This is a genomic window from Streptomyces sp. NPDC051569 (assembly GCF_044454085.1).
Classification (GTDB): domain Bacteria; phylum Actinomycetota; class Actinomycetes; order Streptomycetales; family Streptomycetaceae; genus Streptomyces.
This window is the reverse complement of the sequence record NZ_JBITDJ010000002.1, coordinates 525,415-548,039: the sequence shown is the minus strand read 5'-3', so window position 1 is coordinate 548,039 and position 22,625 is coordinate 525,415. Positions and strand designations below refer to the sequence as shown.

25 protein-coding genes are annotated in these 22,625 nt (G+C 70.1%); 19 read left to right on the top strand and 6 right to left on the bottom strand.

What is annotated here, in order from left to right:
* The first annotated feature begins 8 nt into the window (after window positions 1–8).
* Window positions 9–1,172, top strand: coding sequence for an FHA domain-containing protein (locus tag ACIBAE_RS05425; RefSeq protein ID WP_399282475.1), 1,164 nt, complete (start codon window positions 9–11; stop codon window positions 1,170–1,172).
* A gap of 81 nt (window positions 1,173–1,253) precedes the next feature.
* On the opposite strand, the gene ACIBAE_RS05420 is transcribed toward ACIBAE_RS05425, so the two are convergent.
* Complete coding sequence (locus tag ACIBAE_RS05420; RefSeq protein ID WP_399282474.1) at window positions 1,254–2,342, bottom strand: methyltransferase domain-containing protein; 1,089 nt, start codon at window positions 2,340–2,342, stop codon at window positions 1,254–1,256.
* 175 nt (window positions 2,343–2,517) lie between these two features.
* Here ACIBAE_RS05420 and ACIBAE_RS05415 point away from each other — a divergent pair, with 175 nt between their 5' ends.
* Window positions 2,518–2,922, top strand: coding sequence for a globin (locus ACIBAE_RS05415; RefSeq protein WP_399282473.1), 405 nt, complete (start codon window positions 2,518–2,520; stop codon window positions 2,920–2,922).
* 152 nt (window positions 2,923–3,074) lie between these two features.
* Here ACIBAE_RS05415 and ACIBAE_RS05410 read toward each other — a convergent pair whose 3' ends face one another.
* From ACIBAE_RS05410 to ettA, 3 genes are read right to left on the bottom strand one after another with little or no spacing between them, the layout of a single operon-like run.
* Window positions 3,075–3,770, bottom strand: coding sequence for a hypothetical protein (locus tag ACIBAE_RS05410; protein WP_399282580.1), 696 nt, complete (start codon window positions 3,768–3,770; stop codon window positions 3,075–3,077).
* Window positions 3,771–3,778: 8 nt separating this feature from the next.
* Complete coding sequence (locus tag ACIBAE_RS05405) at window positions 3,779–4,207, bottom strand: acyl-CoA thioesterase (RefSeq protein WP_399282472.1); 429 nt, start codon at window positions 4,205–4,207, stop codon at window positions 3,779–3,781.
* Between the two features lies 1 nt (window position 4,208).
* Window positions 4,209–5,873 carry an energy-dependent translational throttle protein EttA gene (gene ettA / locus ACIBAE_RS05400; protein ID WP_399282471.1) on the bottom strand — a complete coding sequence of 555 codons (1,665 nt, stop codon included), beginning with the start codon at window positions 5,871–5,873 and terminating at the stop codon, window positions 4,209–4,211.
* A 1,075-nt stretch (window positions 5,874–6,948) separates the two neighbouring features.
* Between ettA and ACIBAE_RS05395 the strand changes: the two genes are divergently transcribed.
* Together ACIBAE_RS05395 and ACIBAE_RS05390 are read left to right on the top strand one after the other, a co-directional pair.
* Complete coding sequence (locus ACIBAE_RS05395; RefSeq protein WP_399282470.1) at window positions 6,949–7,440, top strand: GntR family transcriptional regulator; 492 nt, start codon at window positions 6,949–6,951, stop codon at window positions 7,438–7,440.
* On the top strand, window positions 7,437–8,018 hold the full coding sequence (locus ACIBAE_RS05390) for an HD domain-containing protein (RefSeq protein ID WP_399282469.1): 582 nt from the start codon (window positions 7,437–7,439) through the stop codon (window positions 8,016–8,018). The genes ACIBAE_RS05395 and ACIBAE_RS05390 overlap by 4 nt, the downstream gene beginning before the upstream one ends.
* Here the strand turns inward: ACIBAE_RS05390 and ACIBAE_RS05385 are convergent.
* Entirely contained in the window at window positions 8,006–8,479 is a 474-nt protein-coding gene (locus ACIBAE_RS05385; RefSeq protein ID WP_399282468.1) for an NUDIX hydrolase, read from the bottom strand. The genes ACIBAE_RS05390 and ACIBAE_RS05385 overlap by 13 nt on opposite strands.
* A gap of 2 nt (window positions 8,480–8,481) precedes the next feature.
* A complete protein-coding gene (locus tag ACIBAE_RS05380) occupies window positions 8,482–9,240 on the bottom strand; it encodes a helix-turn-helix domain-containing protein (protein ID WP_399282467.1) in 759 nt (252 codons plus the stop codon).
* Between the two features lie 1,010 nt (window positions 9,241–10,250).
* Here ACIBAE_RS05380 and ACIBAE_RS05375 point away from each other — a divergent pair.
* From ACIBAE_RS05375 to ACIBAE_RS05305, 15 genes are all read left to right on the top strand, one after another.
* A complete protein-coding gene (locus tag ACIBAE_RS05375; protein WP_399282466.1) occupies window positions 10,251–10,679 on the top strand; it encodes an NUDIX domain-containing protein in 429 nt (142 codons plus the stop codon).
* A gap of 129 nt (window positions 10,680–10,808) precedes the next feature.
* Window positions 10,809–11,558, top strand: coding sequence for a DUF4097 family beta strand repeat-containing protein (locus ACIBAE_RS05370; protein ID WP_399282465.1), 750 nt, complete (start codon window positions 10,809–10,811; stop codon window positions 11,556–11,558).
* 91 nt (window positions 11,559–11,649) lie between these two features.
* Window positions 11,650–11,946 carry a hypothetical protein gene (locus ACIBAE_RS05365; protein WP_399282464.1) on the top strand — a complete coding sequence of 99 codons (297 nt, stop codon included), beginning with the start codon at window positions 11,650–11,652 and terminating at the stop codon, window positions 11,944–11,946.
* Entirely contained in the window at window positions 11,943–12,584 is a 642-nt protein-coding gene (locus tag ACIBAE_RS05360) for a GGDEF domain-containing protein (protein WP_399282463.1), read from the top strand. Before ACIBAE_RS05365 ends, ACIBAE_RS05360 begins: the two co-directional genes overlap by 4 nt.
* Complete coding sequence (locus ACIBAE_RS05355) at window positions 12,581–13,711, top strand: DUF2637 domain-containing protein (RefSeq protein WP_399282462.1); 1,131 nt, start codon at window positions 12,581–12,583, stop codon at window positions 13,709–13,711. The genes ACIBAE_RS05360 and ACIBAE_RS05355 overlap by 4 nt, the downstream gene beginning before the upstream one ends.
* Window positions 13,711–14,100 carry an RRQRL motif-containing zinc-binding protein gene (locus ACIBAE_RS05350; RefSeq protein WP_399282461.1) on the top strand — a complete coding sequence of 130 codons (390 nt, stop codon included), beginning with the start codon at window positions 13,711–13,713 and terminating at the stop codon, window positions 14,098–14,100. The genes ACIBAE_RS05355 and ACIBAE_RS05350 overlap by 1 nt, the downstream gene beginning before the upstream one ends.
* Before the next feature lie 132 nt (window positions 14,101–14,232).
* Window positions 14,233–16,434 carry a cell division protein FtsK gene (locus ACIBAE_RS05345; RefSeq protein ID WP_399282460.1) on the top strand — a complete coding sequence of 734 codons (2,202 nt, stop codon included), beginning with the start codon at window positions 14,233–14,235 and terminating at the stop codon, window positions 16,432–16,434.
* 139 nt (window positions 16,435–16,573) lie between these two features.
* Entirely contained in the window at window positions 16,574–16,825 is a 252-nt protein-coding gene (locus tag ACIBAE_RS05340) for a hypothetical protein (protein WP_399282459.1), read from the top strand.
* Window positions 16,826–16,845: 20 nt separating this feature from the next.
* Window positions 16,846–17,034, top strand: a complete 189-nt coding sequence (locus ACIBAE_RS05335; protein WP_399282458.1) for a hypothetical protein — start codon at window positions 16,846–16,848, stop codon at window positions 17,032–17,034.
* An 11-nt stretch (window positions 17,035–17,045) separates the two neighbouring features.
* On the top strand, window positions 17,046–17,654 hold the full coding sequence (locus tag ACIBAE_RS05330) for a hypothetical protein (RefSeq protein ID WP_399282457.1): 609 nt from the start codon (window positions 17,046–17,048) through the stop codon (window positions 17,652–17,654).
* The gene (locus ACIBAE_RS05325; RefSeq protein WP_399282456.1) at window positions 17,655–17,927 is read left to right on the top strand and encodes a hypothetical protein; all 273 of its coding nucleotides are present in this window, start codon (window positions 17,655–17,657) and stop codon (window positions 17,925–17,927) included. It begins immediately after the preceding gene.
* 83 nt (window positions 17,928–18,010) lie between these two features.
* Window positions 18,011–18,865: a bifunctional DNA primase/polymerase gene (locus tag ACIBAE_RS05320; RefSeq protein ID WP_399282455.1), complete on the top strand. Its 855-nt coding sequence runs from the start codon at window positions 18,011–18,013 to the stop codon at window positions 18,863–18,865.
* A 1-nt stretch (window position 18,866) separates the two neighbouring features.
* Window positions 18,867–20,342 (top strand): ATP-binding protein, encoded by a 1,476-nt coding sequence (locus ACIBAE_RS05315; RefSeq protein WP_399282454.1) that lies wholly within the window; start codon window positions 18,867–18,869, stop codon window positions 20,340–20,342.
* 452 nt (window positions 20,343–20,794) lie between these two features.
* Window positions 20,795–21,022: a helix-turn-helix transcriptional regulator gene (locus tag ACIBAE_RS05310; protein WP_399282453.1), complete on the top strand. Its 228-nt coding sequence runs from the start codon at window positions 20,795–20,797 to the stop codon at window positions 21,020–21,022.
* 78 nt (window positions 21,023–21,100) lie between these two features.
* Complete coding sequence (locus ACIBAE_RS05305) at window positions 21,101–22,354, top strand: tyrosine-type recombinase/integrase (protein ID WP_399282452.1); 1,254 nt, start codon at window positions 21,101–21,103, stop codon at window positions 22,352–22,354.
* Window positions 22,355–22,625 lie beyond the last annotated feature (271 nt).

The following is a 22,625-nucleotide window of genomic DNA, read 5'->3' as shown; positions in this document are numbered from 1 at the left end:
GCGCCGACATGCCGACCTGCCCGAACGGACACCAGTCGGGTTCCGACGACTGGTGCGAGGTCTGCGGCCACCGCATGCCCCGCCCCGGCGCTCCCGCCGGGGCCGTGCCCCCGTCTCCCCCGTCGCCGCCCGGCTACGGCTATCCGCCGGACCCCGGCGCCACCGCCCAGGCCGAGCTCTGCCCGCAGTGCCGCACCCCGCGCGAGTCGATGGCTCCGTTCTGCGAGGAGTGCAGATGGAACTTCCTGACGAACACGGCGACGTCGTACACCCCGCTGGCGCCGAGGCCGGGACCGGACAGCCCGGTACGGGGCCCCGGCGGCCCCCGTCCCGGCACCCCGGGTCCTGGCGCCCCTGGTCCGGGCACCCCTGTGCCCGGGCTCACGCTGCCGCCGGGCTTCACGGCCCAGCAGGCGCCCCGGCCGCCGGAGCCGTACGAATACCAGAGCTCCCGCCCCTCCCAGCTGAACCGGCCCGCCGAGCCGCTGGCACCCGAGCAGCAGGGCCCGCCCGCCCCGCCGGTGTTCCAGCAGCGGCAACCGGCCCCGCCGGTGCCCCGGTCCACGGCCGACGACGACTGGATGCTGCCACCGCCCTCACCGGCGCAGCAGGCGGCCCAGGCTCCGGCCCCCCAGATCGCCCAGGCCCCGCAGTTCCCTGCTCCCCAGGCCCCTCCAGCCCCTCAGGCGCCCGCTCCTCAGGTCCATGCCCCGCAGCTCCACGCGCCCCAGCAGCAGGGGCCCCAGGGGCTGGCACCGGCTCCCTCCGCGAACTGGTCGGCGGTCATCGGGCCCGACCGTGAGTACTTCAGGGCGATGATGCAGCGCAGCGGTCCCGAGGCCACCGGGCTGAATCTTCCGGCGTACTCCCCCGAGCAGCGTCTTCCCCTGGCCGGCGCCCAGGTCTCCATCGGCCGCCGCCGGCACTCCACCGGCGAGTCACCCGACATCGATCTGTCCGTCCCGCCGGAGGACCCGGGCGTCTCGCACCAGCACGCGGTCCTGGTCCACCAGCCGGACGGCAGTTGGTCCGTGGTCGACCAGAACTCCACCAACGGCACGACGATCAACGGCGCCGAGGACCCGATAAAGCCCTACATCCCCGTCCCGCTCAAGGACGGCGACCGGGTCCACGTCGGAGCCTGGACGACGATCACGGTCCGCCGGGGCTGAGCCGGCCCACGCTGATCCGGCCCGAGCTGATCCGGCTCAAGCCGAACCGGCTCAGGACGAACCGGGCCGAGCCGGGGCGAGTCAGTCGGGCCGGATCGCGGCGGGGCCGATCGGCCAGACGTACGGCCCCGCCGGGTCGTCCAGCCAGGCCCACTGCCGGTCGCCCCGGACGGTGACGCCGAACCGCTCGCGGTGGGGACGCCGCTCGCGCTCCCAGAGGGAGAGTGCCTCGTGCGGATCCAGGCTGCCCGCCGTGAGGTCGAGGAGGAAACGGAAGAGTTCGTTCTCGCTCGCACGCCTCGGCACCCCGCCCACGGGCCTGCGCGGCCCGGGGGTGCCGCCGGGCGTACCCCGCAGCGGGACGAAGTAGGCGGCGCTGGGCAGGAAGCGCCCTTCCGCGCGGCCGCCGCCCCCGCCGTTCACACCGCTTCCGCCGTTCGCACCGCCCCCACCGTTCACACCGCCCCCACCGTTCACACCACCGCCGCTCTCCGTGACCCGCAGCGCGATGAGGCCGGTGGCGAGCGGGGCGAGGATCAGGGCGCCCGGGCGGCACTGGGCGAGCCAGTCCGTCGGCACCGAGGGCAGCGTGCAGGTGGCGATGATCCGGTCGAACGGAGCGCGCCCGGGAGCGCCGCGCGCGCCGTCGCCGGTGACGACGGCGGGCCGGTAACCGGCCGTCGCGAGATGGGTACGGGCCGACTCCGTGATCTCCGGGTCGAGATCGATGGTGGTGACCCGCTCGTCGCCCAGCCGGTGCGCGAGCAGTGCCGCGTTGTAGCCGCTGCCGGCGCCGATCTCCAGGACGCGGTCCCCGTCCCGTACGTCCAGCTCCGCCAGCATGCGGGCCATCAGGGAGGGCTGGCTGCTGGAAGAGATCAGCTCGCCGTCGCGTACCCGGGTCGCCAGCGCCCCGTCCGCGTACGCCCCCCGCAACCAGCGCTCCCGCCGCACGGGGTCCGGGTCCCCGCTCCACAGCCGGTCGTATCCTCCGGGGCGGCTGACGAAGTAGTACGGCACGAACACGTGGCGCGGCACGTCCTCGAACGCCGCCCGCCAGGCCGGGCTCTCCAGCGCCCCGGTCGCCGCGATCTCCCGCACCAGTGCGGCCCGCGCCCCGGCCGCCGCCGCGCTGTCCGGCCCGTACGCGTCATCCCGCTCCGCACCCATCTCTCCACTGTCCCGGCTGGGCGTCCGGGAAGCGAGCGTTGCGGGCGAGTGGGCCCCTGGACGGTCCGAATGCCGGACGGCCCGGAGCACCGGCCACGGGGTTCCGGCCATAGGGTTCCGGCCACGGGGTCCTAGTCCTCAGGTCCTCCTCCGCCGCGTCTGAGACCATGGACGGGTGAAAGAGATTCCGCACGGCACCCTTCAGGAGCAGACCTTCTACGAGCAGGTCGGCGGCGAGGAGACCTTCCGGCGCCTCGTCCACCGCTTCTACCAGGGCATCGCCGAGGATCCTCTGCTGCGTCCGATGTACCCGGAGGAGGACCTGGGCCCCGCCGAGGAGCGGTTCACGCTCTTCCTGATGCAGTACTGGGGCGGTCCGCGCACGTACAGCGACAACCGGGGTCACCCCCGGCTGCGGATGCGCCACGCCCCGTTCGCGGTCGACAGCGCCGCCCACGACGCCTGGCTCAGGCACATGCGGGTGGCGGTCGACGAGCTGGGACTGTCCGAGGCGCACGAGCGGCAGCTCTGGGACTACTTCACCTACGCGGCCGCCTCGATGGTGAACACCGCCGGCTGAGACCCCGTGGTCCGGTGCCGTGGAAGCGCCGGGGACCCTGACCCGCCGGGCCGCCCGGACCGGGCTGGGGCCCGGTCGGGCCAAGGACCGTCGGGCCGGGACGGGTCAGGCCGAGGACCGTCGAGCCGGGGACGGGTCAGGCCAGGGACCGGTCAGGCCGGGGTGACCGTGAGCGCGCCCAGGCCCGCGCGGCGTACCGCGATCGAGCCGTACCGGGTACGGAGCCGCAGCCAGCCGCCCGACGCGAACAGCGCGACCGGCGCCTCGGGCGCCGAGGACGCCGGCACCATCGCCCCCCTTACCGGCCGCAGGAAGCCCAGCGACTGGGCCGCGTGCGCGGCCCGCAGCGGCAGCCGCGTGTCGCCCAGCGTCCTGGACCAGATGTCGTGGCCGATGCGGTCACGCTCCGCCCGGGTCCTTTTCTCGGGCGTCAACCGCTCGTCCCGGGCCCGGAATTCGGTGACCGCCGCGGCGAGCGCGCCCCGGATGCTCTCCTCGTCCGGCAGTCCGGGCACCTGCTGCCAGCCGCCGCGCGGGGGAAGCACCCCGGCCCACGGCGGTCCTGTGACGGCCGCCGGGACGGCCGCGCTGCCCGCGGCCTCGTCGATGGCTTCGAGGAGTTCGCCCGCCGAGACCGTGACATCGAGTTCGTACGGTGCGGCGAGCCGGACCGTACGGATGGCCAGCACCTCGAAGGACGCGGGCCGCCCGAACACGGCGAGCGCGCCGCCGCCTGCCTGGAGCCGGACGGCGGCGGCACGGTCGTAGTGGATCAGCCGGGCGAGGAAGGCGCCGAGATCGGCGGCCTCCCGCGCGTCGGCGAACCCCAGTGTCCGTGCGTGCGTCATATGCGCCGTCATGCCGCGACAGCACCCTTCTCGTCGTCCAGGTACTTCTGGAGGAAGGACCTCTCCTCCGCGGTGATCCGGCGCGGCCGCTTGGCCGCCAGGTCGTAGGGCACGACGACCGTCGAGGCCCGTACGTACACCGTGTCCTCGTCCTTGATCTCGTACGAGATGGTCAGCGAGCCGTGCTTGAGTTCACTCACCCACGACTCGACGGTCACCGGCTCGTGCCGGTGGACCAGCGGCCACTTGTAGTCGATCTCGTGGCGGGCCACGACGGACCCGCCGGAGAAGGACGGGGAACCGTCCCCCGGCGCCAGCCGGAACATGAAGTCGATCCGGGCCTCCTCCAGATAACGGAGGAAGACCACGTTGTTGACGTGCCCGAAGGCGTCCATGTCCGACCAGCGCAGGGGACAGCGGTAGAGGTGACGGGCCATCTCAGCCCCGGGTGAGCTTCTTGTAGGTGGCGCGGTGCGGGCGGGCGGCGTCGGCGCCGAGCCGCTCGACCTTGTTCTTCTCGTACGAGTCGAAGTTGCCCTCGAACCAGAACCACTTGGAGTTGCCCTCGTACGCCAGGATGTGCGTGGCGACCCTGTCCAGGAACCACCGGTCGTGGGAGACGACCACGGCCGCACCGGGGAACTCCAGCAGCGCGTTCTCCAGCGAGGAGAGCGTCTCGACGTCGAGGTCGTTGGTCGGTTCGTCGAGGAGCAGCAGGTTGCCGCCCTGCTTGAGGGTCAGCGCCAGGTTGAGGCGGTTGCGCTCACCACCGGAGAGCACCCCGGCCGGCTTCTGCTGGTCCGGGCCCTTGAAGCCGAAGGCGGAGACGTACGCGCGCGAGGGCATCTCGACCTGGCCGACGTTGATGTAGTCCAGCTCGTCCGAGACGACCGCCCACAGCGACTTCTTCGGGTCGATGTTGCCGCGGCCCTGGTCGACGTAGCTGATCTTGACGGTGTCGCCGACCTTGATGGAACCGGAGTCCGGCTCCTCGAAGCCCTGGATCATCTTGAACAGCGTGGTCTTGCCGGCGCCGTTCGGGCCGATGACCCCGACGATGCCGTTGCGCGGGAGCGTGAACGACAGGTCGTCGATCAGCACCTTGTCGCCGAACGCCTTGGTGAGGTTCTCGACCTGGACGACGATGGAGCCCAGACGCGGGCCCGGCGGGATCTGGATCTCCTCGAAGTCCAGCTTCCGCATCTTGTCGGCCTCGGCCGCCATCTCCTCGTAACGGGCCAGGCGGGCCTTGGACTTGGCCTGCCGCCCCTTCGCGTTGGAGCGGACCCACTCAAGCTCTTCCTTGAGCCGCTTGGCGCGCTTGGCGTCCTTCTGGCCCTCGACCTTCAGACGGGACTGCTTGCTCTCCAGGTACGTGGAGTAGTTGCCCTCGTAGCCGATGGCGCGGCCGCGGTCGAGCTCCAGGATCCAGCCCGCGACGTTGTCGAGGAAGTACCGGTCGTGGGTGACGGCGACGACGGTGCCGGGGTACTTGGCGAGGTGCTGCTCCAGCCACTGCACGGACTCGGCGTCCAGGTGGTTGGTGGGCTCGTCGAGGAGCAGCAGGTCGGGGGCTTCGAGCAGCAGCTTGCAGAGCGCCACGCGGCGGCGCTCACCACCGGAGAGGTTCGTGACGGGCCAGTCGCCGGGCGGGCAGCCGAGCGCCTCCATGGCCTGCTCCAGCTGGGCGTCCAGGTCCCACGCGTTGGCGTGGTCGAGGTCCTCCTGGAGCTTGCCCATCTCATCCATGAGCGCGTCGGAGTAGTCCGTCGCCATCAGCTCGGCCACTTCGTTGAAGCGGTGGAGCTTGCCCATGACCTCGGCGGCGCCGTCCTGCACGTTCTGCAGCACGGTCTTGGACTCGTCCAGCGGCGGCTCCTGGAGGAGCATGCCGACGGTGTATCCGGGAGAGAGGAACGCGTCGCCGTTGGACGGCTGCTCCAGACCGGCCATGATCTTCAGCACGGTGGACTTACCGGCGCCGTTCGGACCCACCACACCGATCTTCGCGCCCGGCAGGAAGCTCAGCGTCACGTCATCGAGGATGACCTTGTCGCCGTGCGCCTTACGCGTCTTGCGCATCGTGTAGATGTACTCAGCCAAGAGAAACCGTCCGGCAATCGAGAAGGGCCAATGTGCGGCTCCGCCGCGTGAGGGCAGATACACCCCATCTTGCCTGACGTCCATCCCTCAATGGAAACGGGTACTTCACGGGCCGGTGAACTGCACCGATACCGGCCGCTCTGTCTCCGTGACGGTCGTCGCCGGTCGTTGTTGGTCGACCTCGGCCAGCCTTCGACGGCCCACAGACGGCCCGGACGCTACCGCGACCAACAGCCAACACATCCCGTGCGAAGGCCGGTTGCCAACAACTGACATGCGCATCGGCTGCGCTTCGGACCCTTCCGAACGGGAGGCTGGGAGGCACATGCAGCGCCAACCGTCCGCACCTCACCTGCGAACGGAGTGCGTTCGGTTGATTGCACAGGGTAGTGTTCCAGCCTCGGCCTCGGCCGAGGCTGGAGTCCGACGCGGACTCTGGGATCACCCGAGAAGGGACCTGTGCATGAACTCACCGATCAAGAAGTCCTGCGGCTGGAGGAGACCCGATCGGCCTCCAACCCGAACATTGCTCTGGGTGGTGATCACCATCGCGCGATGGCTATGGCAGGAGATGTCGTAGCCACACGACCGAGGGCAGCTCCACCCGGAGGACAGACCGGCGCAGTGCGCCCGGTCGCCTTGAACTCGACCGGGCGCACTGCCCCTCTCGCGCCTAGCGGGTCTTGCCCCGGCTACCCCCGGGGCAAGACCCGCTCACCTGGCGCAAGTACCAGAAGAACCGCTAGTCGACTAGCGGTTCTCAAACCCCCGCCCACCGGGGGCCGGGGAGCTCCGCTGGTCGACCAACGAAGCTCCCCCGCAACACACCAGCTTCGTGAGCGCCTCGCGGAGCAAACATGACGCTGAGCTCAGCGCCATGTACAGAAAGTGAACATATCCCGCAGCGTATCGCTATAGCAATACGCTGCGGGTGGACAGAATGCCCCCTGACGGGGGCAAGGTCTACAGGGGAGCACCGCTAGTCGACTAGCGGTGCTCGGCCAGCTTCGAAGTCTCCACTTCGGATCAGACGACGGGTCCGCTCACACGTGGGCGGACCGCGAGAGGGGGAGGGGTGACATCGGACGAAAGAGGGAGCGCGCCCCAGCACGCCAGTCCTCGGGGAACCTTCCTGAAAATCGCTGAGGCCGTACGCATACAGATCACGGCCGACCCCGGCATGACGGAACTGCCTTCGGCGGCAGAGCTGATGCGGGACTACGGGGTCTCAAGGGGTGTTGCTCTGCGTGTCTTCGGTCACCTGCGGAGCGAAGGACTGGCGGAGGCCGTGCCTGGCGCGCGGTGGCGTGTGATCCGGGACGGCCGGCGGGTGGATCGCCGCCCACTGGCGAAACGGATGGCGCACGTCATCGTGGATGACGGCCTGCCCGTGGGGGCCGTTTTCCCGAGCGAGTCCGCTCTCTGCGACCGCTTCGGCGTTTCTCGCCCGACCGTGCGCAAGGCACTCGCGGAAGTCGAGGCCATCGGTCTGGTAACCCCCGGTGGCCAGGGAAAGCAGCGGACCGTAAGGACCCTGCCGAAGGAGGAGGAGCGTTCAGAGACTTGAGCACCAAGGAACTGACCGAGTGGGCCTACCCTCTCGCCGAGTCGCTGCTTGCCGAGCCACTGCCGCGCAGGTGGAACCATTCACAGGGTGTGGCCGAGCGGGCCCGGACAATCGCTTCGATCCTTGGTCTGGACGCCGAGCTGCTGGAAGCCGCTGCGGTACTCCATGACATCGGGTACGCGCCAGACCTGGCCAAGACCGGCTTCCACCCACTCGACGGCGCCCGGTACCTGCGCGACATCGCGCATGCCGATGAACGGCTGGTGCGCCTGGTGGCTCATCACTCCTGCGCCTGGATGGAGGCGGAGGCCAGAGGAGTGCGCGAGGAGCTGGAGAGCGAGTTTCCACGGGAGAAAGCCGAGCTGACCGACGCGCTCTGCTACTGCGACATGAACACGACGCCGGACGGCGCCCCCACCAACCCCGTCGACAGGGTGAACGAGATCGCCGGCCGCTACGGTCCGGACAGCCTCATCGGCACCTTCATCCGGCGTGCGGAGCCCGAGATCCTGGCGAGCACCGCCCGGGTACTCACCAGGCTCTCGGCAGTGGAGAGTCAGACGCGTCAGCCGATGTAAGGCGCGGTCCGTGAGCTGTCCTGCGCGTGCTCGATTCGGAGCCGCATCGTCGGGTGAACATCGAATTCCTTCAGGTCCGCTGGGGCAACCCAGCGGACCTGAGTTGTTTCGTCGCTGGTTCGCAGCTCGCCGCCGATGGGCCGGGCGCGGAAGCAGATGCTGAACTGCTGACGGGCCTCGCCATCGTCGTACAGCATCACGTGTCCCGGGTCGGTGTAGATCCCGGACATGTCCACGACTTCGGCCTTGATGCCGGTCTCTTCCCAGACTTCGCGCACCACGGTGTCGCTGATGGACTCCCCCACGTCGTGACCGCCGCCGGGCAGAGCCCACCGGCCGTTGTCGGAGCGCTGAATCATCAGGATCTGACCGTCGTCGTTCTGAACGAACGCCACGACGGACGGCACCACCGAGTTGGCCGGCGGGGCGTCCGGGTCGTGCAGATAGTCGATGCGTCCCATGCTCAAGCTCCTGTGATGTCGTGTTCTGTGACCTGGCGGGCGCCGCCCCAGGTCTGCTCGATGCTGTTCGCGTACGTGTCGAAAAGGCCGCCACCCGGCAGGCGTCGCAGGTGGAACACCGGAGCCATGTAGGCCCCGATGCCGTAGACGTGGGTGTTCACCAACATCTCGTCGTCTGCCCGGAAGAGCGAGTTGTAGAGGGTCGCGTCATGGAGCCGGAACCCGATCTCGGGGTGGCTCGCGAAGAGCGGCTGATAGTTCACCAGGGCATTGCGGATCTTGCCGTCCATGATCCGGTGCCCCTCATCTATGCCGCGCTGGTGTACGGCCTCGCAGCCGGGATCCCCCAGCATGATCCGCACCTGTGCCGCTGCCTGAACCTTGGCTTTAAGCAGCGCGTGGAACCCCGGATCCTCGGACAACCAGAGGCCGGCGTAGACCAGCGCGTCGACGTGGCGCTCGGCTCGCCCGTACATCTCGCGCCACAGACCGGGCGGGACCATGTGCCGATGCGGGTAGACGGTGACGATCTCCGCCTTGCTCAGATCAGCCGCGCTGTCACGCGACCGGCCGTCGTCCCAAAGCGTCGTGACGTCGACCTTGAGGAACGAAGCTGCCGCGTACTGGTGTCGGCGGTACGGCGTCTTCCCCTTGGTGATCCAGCGCTCGACCGTCTTGGGATCGACCTCTATGGCATCGGCCAGGTCGCGAATGGTCTTGCCCTGCGCCAAGAGGGCTGATCGCAATCGTTCGTTGGACATCTCCACCCCCGTGGGGACTTCTAGGGACCTCCTGACCGTAGTGAGTCGTCCCAGAGCTGTCCATCCCTGCGGTGAACAACTCCCCTGACCTGCGGCGATTCTATTGGTGCGCCAAGAAGTCCCGACGCGAACAAGAAGAGGGCCCGTCAGCGGACTTGACGAACCCCCATGCAGTACCTGTAAAACAGGTACTGCACAGCGCGTCGCCCTGAGGGTCCCGGCAACGGGAGTGAGCCCGAGGGAAGCGGTCGTTCCTTGAGAACTGAACAGTGAATCGAGATGGGTGAGAGACCCGTCCCCGTGACGACCGGGTGATGTTCGTCGGCGGTGCTCACGTGCTGGCTCCGGAGAACGCCCTCTCAGGGGGCGCCACCCGGCACGGCCGCCCTGTTACCGCGTCAGAGCAGCGACGATGACGCGCCCGATCGCCTGGTTCGGGGCCGGTTCAGCCGTGGCAACGGCGGACCGGCGAAGCCCTGGCGCCGTTGTCCTTCCTCGTTCGGAGGTTGTTGTGGTCCGTCGAAGACGCGGGGCGCCGCCGCGCTGGACCGGCGCGGCGGCGGCCCGCCCGAGTCACTGCGGCTGCGGGCCGGACGCACACGTCGTCCGGGCCGGGGCCGTTCTTGTGGAACGCCGATACCGCCCGCCGCTCACTCACGTGATGGCCGGCCGGGTCGCGTACCAGCGATCACAGTCACCGGCACCCGTACTTCGGCGCGGCGTGCGGGGTGGCTGTGGCCGCTCGTGCCGAGTGGTCAACACCCATGCGGTCCCCGGGATGCACTCCAGGGACCGCGTACAGGCACCTGTCCAGGAGGACCTGTGATCACGAGTCTGACAGACGCGGAACGCGAGGAACTGAGCAAGAAGGTCGCGGAGAAGAACCGCCAGACCGCCCAGTGGCCCCGCTGAACCACCCACCCCACCGCCCCGGCATCCACGCCGTGAGGGCGCCGGATCGGATCGGGCCCGGGGCACGCACCACTACTCACCCACCCCGAGAGGACATCGTGACCACCACCGAGACCGAGACGTTCGAAACCATCCGCTACACCGCCGACGTCGTTCTGATCGCCGCCGGGCACGTGCTGTTGATCGAGCGCGGGTGGGACCCGTTCGAGGGCATGTGGGCGCTTCCCGGCGGACACGTCGACGCCGGGGAAACGAGCCTTGCCGCCGCCTCCCGCGAGCTGGCCGAGGAGACCGGCATCACCGTGCCCGCCGCCGACCTGCGACAGGTGGGCACCTTCGACGCACCCGGCCGCGACCCGCGCGGCCGGTACGTCACCGTCGCCTACACCGCCACGCTCCCCCACCCGGTTCAGCCGTCGGCGGGGGACGATGCCACCGCCGCCCGCTGGTGGCCCCTGAACGCCTTGCCCGACCTTGCTTTCGACCACGCGGCCATCCTCAGCGCGGTCACCGAATCCGCCTCCTGAGCCGCTACGCCAACAGCCCCGATGGTCGCAGGGCCGGTTCGACTCCGGCCCGGGGCACTCCCCCCCGTTTCCCGCGACCGCCGGTCGCCGTCTCGCTCTGCCCCCAACCCGTTCTGAGGAGTCACCGCAATGACAGAGCGCACCTTCGTTTCACAGTCCAGCGGCCCGGTCATCCTGGGCCTGTCGCTGCCGGTCGGCAGCATCCGCGTCCAGGTGGTCGACGGTCTGCCCACGGCCCGGGTGGTGTTGTCCACCGGCGACACCACCGGGCCCGCCGCCGACGCGGTCAACCGGGCGAGCAGCCGGCAGGACGGACAGGCACTCGGGATCGAGGTCCCGGAGATGCCCGGCAACGTCACGATGCAGGGACGTCGGAGCAACATGGTTTTCGGGTCGGTGACCGGGGTGACCATGATCAACGGACGTGTCGTCTCCGGTGGCGGCACCGTGCCGACGGTCAGCATGATCACGGCCACCGTGCATCTGCCGGCCGGATCGTCCCTCGGTGTCGTCTCCACCTCCGCCGACGCGCGGACCTTCGGCTACCTCGACCGCGTCGAGTTCCGCTCGGTCTCCGGTGACCTGGACGCCGACGGGGTCCGGCACCTGACCGCGTCGACCACATCCGGCGATATCTCCGCCGGGTGCGTCACGCAGGAGGTCACCGCCCGCACGGTCTCCGGTGACATCAGCATCGACCTCTACAACGGCCGCACCGCCGAGCTGAACACCACGTCCGGCGACGTGGTCATGCAGGCCACGAACCACGCGTCCGGCCCGGTCCGGGCCCACAGCGTCTCCGGCGACGTCCGCGTCAGCGGAAGCCGCCACCTCAACGTCAGCGCCCACAGCGTCTCCGGACGCGTCCGCACCCGCTGAACCACCCACCCCATAAACGGCGCGCGGCCCCGGTGTTGGAGCACCGGGACCGCCTTCGGGCCGTTCGCACCTGCTAGGGAGATCACGACCCATGAAGTACATCGTTGCTGGTCATACGGCCGTTACGGCCGATGAGTTCATCGAACTCGCGCTCGGTACGCCGCCGGAGTTGTGGCTTGGCGTGGACGGTGAGAGCGAGGTGGAGCGGGCCGCGCGTCTGGACGCGGCCCGGGACATCCTCGTGGAGGAGCCGGAGCTGGTGGACCGGGTGAGCCGGGTCGCCGCTGAGGCGATCGAGGTGTTCGCCCCTGAGCTGTTCAACGTCGTCCCGCTCGCGCCCCGGGCCGCTGCCCGGCGCCGTCCGGTCCGGAAGGGAGCGGCGGCATGAGCGCCTTCCTGATGTCTCTGGCCGCTGCCGGTCCGGTCGCGGCCGGGTGGAGCGGCCACACGTTCTGGCTGCGGCGCCGTCTGCGGATCGCGCGCCGTGACCCGCTGACCGGGCTGCGGACGCGGGACGGCTTCACCCGCCGCGCGACCGTCCTGCTCAAGGACCCGCGCGCGGTCGTCGTCCTCGCCGACGTCGACCGCTTCAAGCAGATCAACGACCGGTACGGCCACGCCGCCGGGGACACCCTGCTGAAGGCGACGGCGGACCGGCTCGCGCACTACGTCGGGGCGTGCGGTGTCGCCGGGCGCCTGGGCGGTGACGAGTTCGCGGCCGTGCTCATCGACCGGGACGGTACCGCCGGGGATCTCCTCGCCGTCCTTCACGCCGTGCTCGCCCGTCCGGTCGAGGGACAGGACGCCTGCCTGCGGACGACGGTGTCGCTCGGCTGGGTCCGCACCACCGACCACCCGGGCGAGGGGCTGCCCGCGCTGCTGCGGCGGGCCGATGAGGCCATGTACGCGGCGAAGCAGGCCCGTGCCGGAATCGGCCGGGCCCGGCTCGGCGCACTGCTGGCGACCTTGTCCGGGCGCCGTGCCGGCCGTCCCGGAACACACGGCGGAACGGGGGCCGTGGCATGAACGGGAACCTCGCACGGCAGGACGTCCCGGCGCTGACACGCCCCGAGCAGTGGCTGATGGCACTGGCCGCGCTCGCTGCGGCCGGGGTCGGCGGACTGGGGTTCGCGTCGTCGTTCAGCGCGGTGTCGGAGGCGGCGGCCCGGTGGGATTTCGCGTCGCCGTGGATGCTGCCGATCGGCATCGACATCGCGATCCCGGTGTTCACCGCCGCCAACCTGCTGCTGATCCGCATGGACATGGCGCTGGCCTGGGTGCGGTTCGTGTCCTGGACCCTCACGGCGGTGACGTGCTGGCTCAACATCGCGGCCGGGACATCGGCGTCCGCGAAGGTCGCGCACGGCACGATGCCACTGCTGTGGGTGGTGTTCTCCGAGATCATCGCCCACGTCTACGCGGTCCGGATCGGCGCCGCCACCGGCAAGCGGATGGAGAAGATCCGCCGCTCCCGCTGGCTGCTCGCCTTCCCCTCCACCTTCGTCCTCTGGCGCCGGATGACGCTGTGGGAGATCACCTCCTACACCGACGCTCTCGCCCGTGAACGGGACCGGCAGTTGGCTCGGGCCGACCTGCGCGAGCGGCACGGTCGACGCTGGCGGTCGAAGACACCACGCCGCGAACGTGTCCTGCTCAAGCTCGGAGAACTCACCCCGACCACCCCGGACGCAAACCAGGATGAAACATCCCTGGCTACCGTAAATCAGTCGGGGTCTGACCTGGGAGAGTCGACTCCCGCACTCCCCGCCCCGGCGGCCGAGCTGCCTGCCGCCGAGTCGGTCGACTCCGCACCGGCAGTCGAGCCCGTTCCCACGGTCGACCCGGTACCGGTGGTCGAGTCTCCCGAGCCGGTCGAGTCGGCTCCGGAGGAACCGGTCGCCGCGCGGCCCGCGCGCCGTCGGCCGACCGGTCGGGTTCCCGAGTCGGCCCGTGCTCCCCGGCCGATCCGCACCCGCGAACAGCTCCTCGCCGAGGCCCGTGAGGCGACAGCCGGTTGGCCGGACGCCGAGCTGACCGGTGAGGCGATCCGCAAGGCGGTCCGTACGTCGTCGGCCAACGGCCGGACGCTGCGGGACGCGCTCAAGGCCGAGCGCGGCGAGCCGGACGCGGGCACCGAGGCTGAGGCCGCGTAATGGCCGGCCGCTTCTGGGACCCCGACGGGGCCCGGTACGGAATCCCCACCTACCCCTTTCGCATGGCCCCGGCCGGTCTGGCCACCCGCCGCCAACTCCGCGCCACCGGGCTGCGGCCCGGCGGGCAGGAAGTCGCGGCGCAGCTCCTCTGGTTCTCGCACCGCTACCGGCGCAAGGGCTGTCCGCCGGTCCGGGTGGCCTACCTCTATCGGGTCGACCAGGCCAGAGCGGTCAGGCCGATGACTCCGCGCAAGTGGGCCGCGCTCGCCAAGGCGAACGCGGCCCGCCGCATCTGTCCGGAGTGCCGTACGGACGCGGGATACGTCATCCCGACCTCGCTCGGCATGTGCGTCGCCTGTGCCCACCCCGAGGAACAGCGCGCCGCCTGAAACACCGCCCCGATGGTCGCAGCGCGGGTTCGACTCCCGCGCGGGGCGCGCACCGAAAGCAGGGGCCCGGACGTCTGCCGGGAAGCGCCGTTCGGGCCCCTCTCCAACCCTGCTGTCCGGGAAGGACATTCAGTGAATCACGAGGACGAGAACGAACTGTTCAACCGGCTGGAGGCCGACCTCACCGCCGACTTGAACCCGCCGGTCGAGTCCGGCTCCGGCGCGAACGTGGTGGATCTCGACAAGGCCCGGTCGGCCCGCGAGTCGACCGACTCCACCGACCCTGAGACCGAGTCGGGTGACCCGACCGCGACCGTGATGGTCGACGGACCGGCCCCCGCCGGTCCCGGCTACTTCGGTCAGCTCGCTGGAGCGAAGCGCCGGGCCCTGCTCCCGGCGTGGCTGCGGTCGGGTGCGGAGTTGAAGACCGCTGCCCGCTGGGCCGCCGCGCACTACGGGCATCTCGCCGGGTACCACGCGCTGCGTTCCCCGTACTACGCCGGCCGTCTCGCGTTGCAGTCGCCGCGCGGTGCCGCCCGGTTCGTGGGTGGGTCGGTGCGGTGGGTGGCGGACCGGGAGGGTGAGCCGGTCCGGCTTGCCGCCGTGCGCCGTGAGGACGCGGCCGAGTATCTGAAGCTTTCCCGGCAGCGGGACGGCCGGGTCCGGATGCGGACCCTGGTCGGTGTCCTGGGCATGTTCGTCGGTCTCGGTGCCGCGCTCGCCATCTACGTCCTCGCCCCGGGCTGGCTGCAGGCCCTGTCGGTCGGCGCGGTGATGCTCGCCCTGGGAGCCGCCGGCACGCAGTCCGATGCGCCGGTGGTGACGCGGGCGGTCGAGCTGCCGAAGGCACCGAAGCTCACCAGTGACATCGTGCTCCGCGCCCTCGGAGCGTTGGGTATCCCCGCGATCAACCAGGCGCAGGGCAAGGGTCGGGACGGGTTCCAGTTCACCGCGCCCATCACCCGGGACGGCCCCGGTTGGCGTGCGGAAGGCAACCTCCCCTACGGCGTCACCGTCACCGACGTCATCGAGCGCCGCGACAAGCTCGCCTCCGGGCTGCGCCGCCCCCTCGGCTGCGTGTGGCCCGAAGCGGTCCCGGAGGAGCACACCGGACGGCTGGTCCTGTGGGTGGGTGACCAGGACATGTCCACCGCGAAGAAGCCGGTGTGGCCGCTGCTCAAGGCGGGGGCGGTGGATCTGTTCAAGCCGGTCGCGTTCGGCACCGACCAGCGCGGGCGGTGGGTGGAGATCACCCTGATGTACATCGCGGCGGTCATCGGCGCGATCCCCCGCATGGGCAAGACGTTCCTCCTCCGGTTGCTGCTGCTCATCGGCGCTCTGGACGTGCGGGCCGAGCTGCACACCTACGACCTCAAGGGCACCGGCGACCTCGACCCCGTCGGGGAGCGGGTCTCGCACCGGCACCGGGCCGGGGACGACGACGAGGACATCGAATACGCGCTGGCCGACCTGCGGGAACTGCGCGAGGAGCTGCGGCGCCGCGCGAAGATGATCCGCTCGCTGCCCCGGGACATCTGCCCGGAGTCGAAGGTCACCTCCGAGCTGGCGAACAAGCCGAAGCTCGGGCTCCACCCGATCGTGGTCGGGGTGGACGAGTGCCAGGTGTGGTTCGAACACCCCAAGCACGGGGCGGAGTTCGAGGAGATCTGCACCGACCTGGTCAAGCGCGGCCCCGCCACCGGCATCGTCCTCCTGCTGGCCACGCAGCGGCCGGACGCCAAGGCCCTGCCCACCGGAATCAGCGCGAACGCCTCCGCGCGGTTCTGCCTCAAGGTCATGGGCCAGCTGGAGAACGACATGGTCCTCGGCACGAGCAGCTACAAGCGGGGCATCCGGGCCACGATGTTCTCGTGGAAGGACAAGGGCATCCACTACTTCGTCGGTGAGGGCGCCGACGCCCGGATCGTCTCCTCCGTCTACGTCGACGCGCCCACCGCCGAGACCATCGGCCTGCGCGCCCGCAAGCTCCGCGAAGCGGCCGGCACCCTGTCCGGCCACGCCCTGGGCGAGTCGTTCGAGACCAGTCAGAGCGCGGCCTACGACCTGCTGCGCGACATCCTCGCCGTGGTCCCGGCCGAGGAGCCGAAGGTGTGGTCCGAGGTGGTCGTAGCCCGCCTCGCCGAGCTGCGCCCGGACATCTACGGCGGCTGGGACCCCGAAGGGCTGGCCGCCGCGCTCAAGCCGTACGGCATCGCCACCGCGCAGGTCTGGGGCAAGACGGAGTCCGGCAAGGGCGCCAACCGGCGCGGCATCGAACGCTCCCGCATCACCACCGCGATCGCGGAGCGTGACGGAAACCGCGACGCGAGCTGAGCGGATCGGCCGCTAGACCTAGCACCGCACCCCGCTAGGTCTAGCGGCACCGCTAGCACCCCATTCGGCCGCTGATCAGGTTTCTAGCCTCTAGCGGCCCACCTGCGAAAACCCTCGAACCAGCCCTGGGAGGGCCCTGATGACCCCTGTTCTCGCCGCTAGCGTCCTTCTTCTGCTCGTCACCCTCGGTTACGCCGGGGTGTGTGCGGTCTCGCCGTTCGGGAACTGCCGCAAGTGCTCCGGCTGGGGCTTCGCCATGAAGACCGACCGCAAGGGCCGGTCCAAGCGCGGCAAGGACTGCCGCCGCTGCCAGGCCACCGGCAAGCGCATACGCATCGGCCGTCACCTCTACAACGCCGCCGCCCGCCTCCACCACGACGGCACCCGCTGACCCCGAAGGAGACACCACCCATGGCCGTGACCATCTCGCTCGTCCTGCTCTTCGGACTCGTCCTGTTCTTCCTGCTCCGCTCCCACACCCTCGGCTACGGCGCCGCATTCGTCGCCGTCATGTTCGGGTTCTTCCTCGCCTCCACCGGCGCCTCCGACCCCATCAACCAGCTCACCCGCGCCGTCATCGACGCCATACCCGACCTGTGAAGGGGACCGCCATGAACGAACCCCTCAACCACCACCACTGGCTGACCGTCGCGGCACCGAAGGCGGCACCGGTCGTGGCCACGTCCACGGTGCTCATCCTCGGCCGGATCTGGAACGCCAACGGCGCCGAACACAGCGTCGGCAACGCCGCGCTGATGGTCGTCCTCGCCGCCGGATCGGCGGCGGCCGGCGCGTTCGCCTCCGCCGGTCACTCCGGTGACGGGATCCTCGCCGGAACCGCGTTCGCCACCTCCGGCGCCCTCGCCCTCGCCGGAGTCGCCGGATACGCCGACGGCCTGCCGCTACCCCTGCTGCTCTGGGGCATCGCCACCGCCGTCTCCTACGGCCTCGCCGTCCGCCACTGGCGCACCGACCGCCGCGACACCGTCGCCTTCCAGCGCGGCACCGCCATGCGCCACGAGGAACACGCACACGTCGAACGCGTCGAAGCCCTACGCGCCGGAGCACAGATCGAAGTCGCCCGCGAAGGCGCCGCCTACGCCCAGGCCCTGGCCAACGCACTCACCGCACGGGCCGCACTGCCCGGCTTCGACCCGGTCGAACTCACCCGCGCCGGACTCCCCGAACTCCCCGCCGTCGACATCACCAAGGAGCACTGAATGTGCCTCCGCGTACGCCACGTCACCTGGCCCCGCCGTGCGCTCGTTCTCACCGACACCCCCCGCCGCACCTGCCCGGACTGCCGGGGCGAGGGCGGCTGGGATGAGGACTACGCGGACGAGGACGGCGAGTACGGCGGTACCCACTCGTACCTCTGCCCCTGCTGGAACAAGAACCGCCGCTGGACCCTGCTGCCCCTGCCCCGCCGCCGCGACCACTACAGCGACTCGTGGGCCACCAGCTGCGGCTACAGCGACGAACCCCCGTTCTAGACACGGCTGGGGCGGCCGTCTCTCGCCAAAGTCACGGCCGCCCCGGTCTCCCAGCACTTCTCACAGAACTGGAGACATCCAGCATGACTCATGACCGCAGTACCGCGCTGCTGAACGCCGCGCTTACGCTGGCCGACGCGGGCGTGCCCGCGTTGCCTCTGCGCGCCGGGAAGCTGCCGTTCGGGAACTGCCCGGCGTGCGCCGGTTCTGCCTGCGGCGGTCGGCCGAACATGAAGACCGCAGGCGCGTGCCGCTGCTCGGCTCCGTGTCACGGATGGGCCGCCGCGAGCACCGACACCGTCGTACTGACCTCCCTGCCGTGGGCGGCCGCGTGGTGTGAGGCGCGCGCGGTCGCCTACCACCCGGGCGGCGCCGGGCTGACCGTCGTGGACCTCGACAGCCCCGAAGCTGCCGTGTGGGCGCGGCAGAGCCTTCCGCCGACGCGGACCGTGCTCACGACCCGTGGGGAACACTGGATCTACCTCGGCGCCATGCGCTCCGCGAACGCGGTGCGTCCCGGCGTCGACATCAAGTCCACCATGGCCTACGCACGTTGGCTCGGCCCCGGCATCGGCACCATGACCCCTCTGCCGGACGCCGTACGCGCCCTGACGGTCAAGGAACCGCCGCCCGTCCGGCCGGCAGCAACCACCGTGGCGCTGTCCCTCCCCGCCGGGGGCGGGGAATGCCGTCACCGCACCTCCGCCTACCTGGAGCGCGGTATCGCGATGGCTGAGCATCGCATCACCGAGGCGGCCAGCGGTGTGCACGCGACCGTGTACCGCACGTTCCTCGCGGTGCTGTCCACGCATGGCCGGTGCGGCTGCCTGACCGAGACGCACATGGGGCGACTGTTCGCTGCCGCGCAGGCCAAGGGCGAAAACCCCCGCCACTGTGCCGACGCGTGGGCCAACGCCCGCACCGCGCTGGGGATGTGACATGTCCGAGGACGAGAAGAACCCGGCACGTGAGGTCATCACCGACTACGCGCAGTCCCACTTCCGGTACTTCCGCACCGCCGACGGCACCGTCTACGCGCAGAAGAACGGCCACCCCGTGGCCCGCCCGATCCGCTCACAGGGCACCACGGGCAGTCACCGGCAGGAACTCATGGTCGGCATGTTCAAGGACGGGCTCGGTGTTTTCAACGGCACCGCGCTCAAGGAAGCGTTGGACCTGATCGAGGCCCTGGCGCTGACCGAGATCACCCAGGCCGTACACATCCGGGTCGCCCCGGGGTTCGACGGGGCGACCTGGCTGGACCTCGGCCGCACCGATGGGCAGTCCGTCCGTATCCACCCCACCGGGTGGGACATCACTGTCCCGGACCCGCGTGAGGTGTGCTGGCGGCGTACCCAGCTCACCGGGGAGCTGCCCCTGCCGACGAAGGATACGGAGGGCAAGGGCATCGACCTGCTGATGCGGCTGTGCAACTTCGCCAACGCCGAAACCGAGTGCTTGGCCATTGCCTGGCTCATCGGCTGTCTCGGGCCTGGCGTGCCCGTGCCGGCCCCGTTCCTCACCGGGCCGCAAGGGGCGGGGAAGTCGACCGGTGGGCGAATGCTGGTGAGGATCGTGGAGGGCATGAGCGGCGACCTGCGGCGGGCGCCGAAGGACGAGGAGAACCTGATCGCGGCCGTGGCCGCCGGATGGGTCACCGCGCTCGACAACCTGTCCCACATGACTCCGGACCTGTCCGACGCCATGTGCTGCATCGTCACCGGAGCCGAGTCCGTCAAGCGCGCCCTGTTCACCGACGGGGACGTGCACCGGGCCCGCTACCGCCGCCCCCTGCTCCTCACCGGCATCGACGTCGGCGTCATCCGCCCCGACCTCGCCGAACGGCTCCTGCCCCTGCGGCTGGAGCGGCCCCGCGTCCGGCGGACCGAGGCAGAACTGTGGGCGGAGTACGCCGACCTGCTGCCCGTCGTCCTCGGCTCGCTCCTCGACCTCACCGTCAAGGTCCGGGCCGCCGAAGCGGAGACCCCGACCGATCTGCGGATGGCGGACTTCGCCCACCTGTGCGCGCAACTCGACACCGCCACCGGCCTCGGAGCGTTGCCCGCGTACCGGGCGAGCCTGGACGACCTGAACGACGACGTCATCGAAGGCGACCTGCTGGCGCAGACCGTCCTTCAGCACGCCGAGACCATGGCTCCCGCCGGTGAGCAGCGGATGACGTCGACCGAGTGGCTGTACTGCCTCAGCCGCCTCTACAGCGGCGACGAACTGCGCCCCCTGCCTAAAGGGTGGCCGACCACGGGCAAGGTGCTCTCAGACCGGCTCAAGCGCCTTCAACCCACCCTCGCGGCCCGGGGCGTCCTCATCGACAGCGGCCGTACCCGGGAAGGCCGTTACCTCGAAATGACCCGCCAGGGCGCACCACCGCCGCCCGAACAGGCGACAGCGTTCTGACCCGCACCGCCCGGTCACCCGGACAAGCAAGAGGAGCACGCCGCGCCGGGTGCTCCTCTTGCTTGTCCGGCGGAACGCCGCGCCAAGGTCGTGCCGCGCAGCGGCTCCTTCTCCACGTCCGAAGAAGCACCGCACCACTACAGACACCCCTCACTTTTTCCTAAGTAGGGAAGCGCTGCGTCACAGCGTCACGCACACCGGCAAACGACCCCCTGACCTGCCGCAACCGGCGTGACGCAGACGCCAGGTTCTGCGTCATCGCTGCGTCACAGCGTCACGCCGTGACGCAGCCCATGACGCAGCCGTGACGCACCCCCACCCCACTGCGTCACACAAAACCCCAGGTCCAAGCCTCGCATGACGCACGTGACGCTGTGACGCAGAAATCCACACCTCGGACAGGCACGGCTCGCGCTGCCGACCGCCTGCGCCCGCTGCCAAGGAGTCACCCCATGGCATCACAACCGATCACCGACACCCTGCGCGCCGGACTCCCGGACCGCTACCTCACCCCCGACGACATCGCCGCCATGTTCGGTGTCCCGCTAGAAACCGTCTACAGCTGGCGCAAGAAACGCACCGGACCGCCCGGCTTCCGCATCGGCAAACACCTCCGCTACGACCCCACCGCAGTCCGCACATGGGTCAACGACCGTATGGCCGACAGCGCAGCAGCCTGACCATCCCGCACCGCCACTACGGCCGGCGGCGAGCACCCTCGCCGCCGGCCGCCGCCATTCCCAAGGAGTCACCCGCCCATGGCAGGCCACATCCAAGACCGCTGGTACAGGACCGAACCCGACGCGAACGGCAGAACCATCCGCGTCAAGACCGACCGCCACGGCACCGGTATGCGCTACCGCGCCCGCTACATCGGTCCCGACGGCACCGAGCAGTCCAAGAGCTACCCCGACCGTCAGAAGGGGCTCGCTGAGAAGTGGCTGAACCGCGTCAAGGCAGACATGGATGCGGGCCACTTCATCGACCCGAAAGCCGGGCAGATCACGTTCCGGGAGTACGCCGCGAAGTGGCTGGGCGGGCTGACGACGGACCTGGGCAGTCAGGAAGTGGTGAACAGGCGTATCCGGCTGCACGCGCTTCCCTACTTGGGTACGCGCCCCATGGGGTCGTTCAAGCCCGAGCACATGCGTACCTGGTTGAACGCACTCAAGCTGGCGTTGCCGAACGCGACGTACCGCCGCGCCATCTACGACTCGGTGTCGTCGCTGTTCAACGCTGCGGTTGACGATGGAGTGATCAGGTCGAATCCCTGCCACGCCCAGTCGGTCAAGCCTCCGGAGCCTGAGCCCCGGCTGATTCAGCCGTGGACCGAGGAACGCGTCTGCCGTGTCCGCGCGGGACTGCCCGACCGGTACGCCGCCACTGTGGACGCCGGCGGCGGTTGCGGGCTCCGTCAGGGTGAGGTGTTCGGCCTCGCTGAGGAGAACGTCAACTTCAATACCGGCTGGGTGCACGTCCGCCAGCAGGTCAAGCGTGTGGGCGGCGTGCTGGTCTTCGCTCCGCCCAAGCGGGGAAAGCTCCGGGACGCGCCGCTGGGGCCGGTGGTGGCAACGGGGCTGAGGGACCACATATGCCGCTTCCCGCCCGTCGAAGTCACCTTGCCATGGAAGACGCCGGACGGGCCGCCAGTGACACGGAAGCTCATCTTCACCAGCGGCGTGGGCAATGCCATCTGGCGCAGCTACTTCGACGACTACGTCTGGAAGCCCGCTCTAGCCTTCGCTGGTGTCATTCCGCCCAAGGACGCCGGCCAGCGCTACGCGGCCGCTCCGGATGACGGCATGCACGCTCTGAGGCACTTCTACGCCTCGATGCTCCTGGACGCTGGAGAGAGCATCAAGGCGTTGAGCGTCTACCTGGGACACTCGGACCCTGGATTCACGCTGCGGATCTACACGCACCTGATGCCGAGCAGCGAGGAGAGGACACGGGCTGCCGTGTCGGCTGTGTTCCTGCGGATCCACCCCGGGGCCGTCGCTACAGCGGCCTGACGGCCCACAGACGGCCCACGGCCCATTCCTGGCTCCTGATTGGCGGTTCCTCCGCTGGTCAGGAGCCTTTTACATGATCCGGCTCGCCAAAAACACCCCATCTTGCCTGACGTCCATCCCCCGATGGAAACCCGTCCCGCTTCCCGGAACGCTCCAGGACGGCTCGGCGCTCGCGCACCGGCCGCTCGGCGGCGACTTCCGGCCACCGGCGGTACGACGTGGCCCCCGGCACGCTGTCGCGTACCGGGGGCCGGAACCCGCGCCGTGTCAC

Bases quoted from the DNA above. Each gene is read 5' to 3' on its own strand.
- ACIBAE_RS05380 (WP_399282467.1), bottom strand. From the start codon at position 9,240: ATGTCCAACGAACGATTGCGATCAGCCCTCTTGGCGCAGGGCAAGACC.
- ACIBAE_RS05355 (WP_399282462.1), top strand. From the start codon at position 12,581: ATGAACGGGAACCTCGCACGGCAGGACGTCCCGGCGCTGACACGCCCC.
- ACIBAE_RS05360 (WP_399282463.1), top strand. From the start codon at position 11,943: ATGAGCGCCTTCCTGATGTCTCTGGCCGCTGCCGGTCCGGTCGCGGCC.
- ACIBAE_RS05370 (WP_399282465.1), top strand. From the start codon at position 10,809: ATGACAGAGCGCACCTTCGTTTCACAGTCCAGCGGCCCGGTCATCCTG.
- ACIBAE_RS05315 (WP_399282454.1), top strand. From the start codon at position 18,867: ATGTCCGAGGACGAGAAGAACCCGGCACGTGAGGTCATCACCGACTAC.
- ACIBAE_RS05405 (WP_399282472.1), bottom strand. From the start codon at position 4,207: ATGGCCCGTCACCTCTACCGCTGTCCCCTGCGCTGGTCGGACATGGAC.
- ACIBAE_RS05325 (WP_399282456.1), top strand. From the start codon at position 17,655: ATGTGCCTCCGCGTACGCCACGTCACCTGGCCCCGCCGTGCGCTCGTT.
- ACIBAE_RS05350 (WP_399282461.1), top strand. From the start codon at position 13,711: ATGGCCGGCCGCTTCTGGGACCCCGACGGGGCCCGGTACGGAATCCCC.
- ACIBAE_RS05320 (WP_399282455.1), top strand. From the start codon at position 18,011: ATGACTCATGACCGCAGTACCGCGCTGCTGAACGCCGCGCTTACGCTG.
- ACIBAE_RS05335 (WP_399282458.1), top strand. From the start codon at position 16,846: ATGGCCGTGACCATCTCGCTCGTCCTGCTCTTCGGACTCGTCCTGTTC.
- ACIBAE_RS05310 (WP_399282453.1), top strand. From the start codon at position 20,795: ATGGCATCACAACCGATCACCGACACCCTGCGCGCCGGACTCCCGGAC.
- ACIBAE_RS05425 (WP_399282475.1), top strand. From the start codon at position 9: ATGCCGACCTGCCCGAACGGACACCAGTCGGGTTCCGACGACTGGTGC.
- ACIBAE_RS05365 (WP_399282464.1), top strand. From the start codon at position 11,650: ATGAAGTACATCGTTGCTGGTCATACGGCCGTTACGGCCGATGAGTTC.
- ACIBAE_RS05420 (WP_399282474.1), bottom strand. From the start codon at position 2,342: ATGGGTGCGGAGCGGGATGACGCGTACGGGCCGGACAGCGCGGCGGCG.
- ACIBAE_RS05305 (WP_399282452.1), top strand. From the start codon at position 21,101: ATGGCAGGCCACATCCAAGACCGCTGGTACAGGACCGAACCCGACGCG.
- ACIBAE_RS05340 (WP_399282459.1), top strand. From the start codon at position 16,574: ATGACCCCTGTTCTCGCCGCTAGCGTCCTTCTTCTGCTCGTCACCCTC.
- ACIBAE_RS05330 (WP_399282457.1), top strand. From the start codon at position 17,046: ATGAACGAACCCCTCAACCACCACCACTGGCTGACCGTCGCGGCACCG.
- ACIBAE_RS05385 (WP_399282468.1), bottom strand. From the start codon at position 8,479: ATGGGACGCATCGACTATCTGCACGACCCGGACGCCCCGCCGGCCAAC.
- ACIBAE_RS05410 (WP_399282580.1), bottom strand. From the start codon at position 3,770: ATGACGCACGCACGGACACTGGGGTTCGCCGACGCGCGGGAGGCCGCC.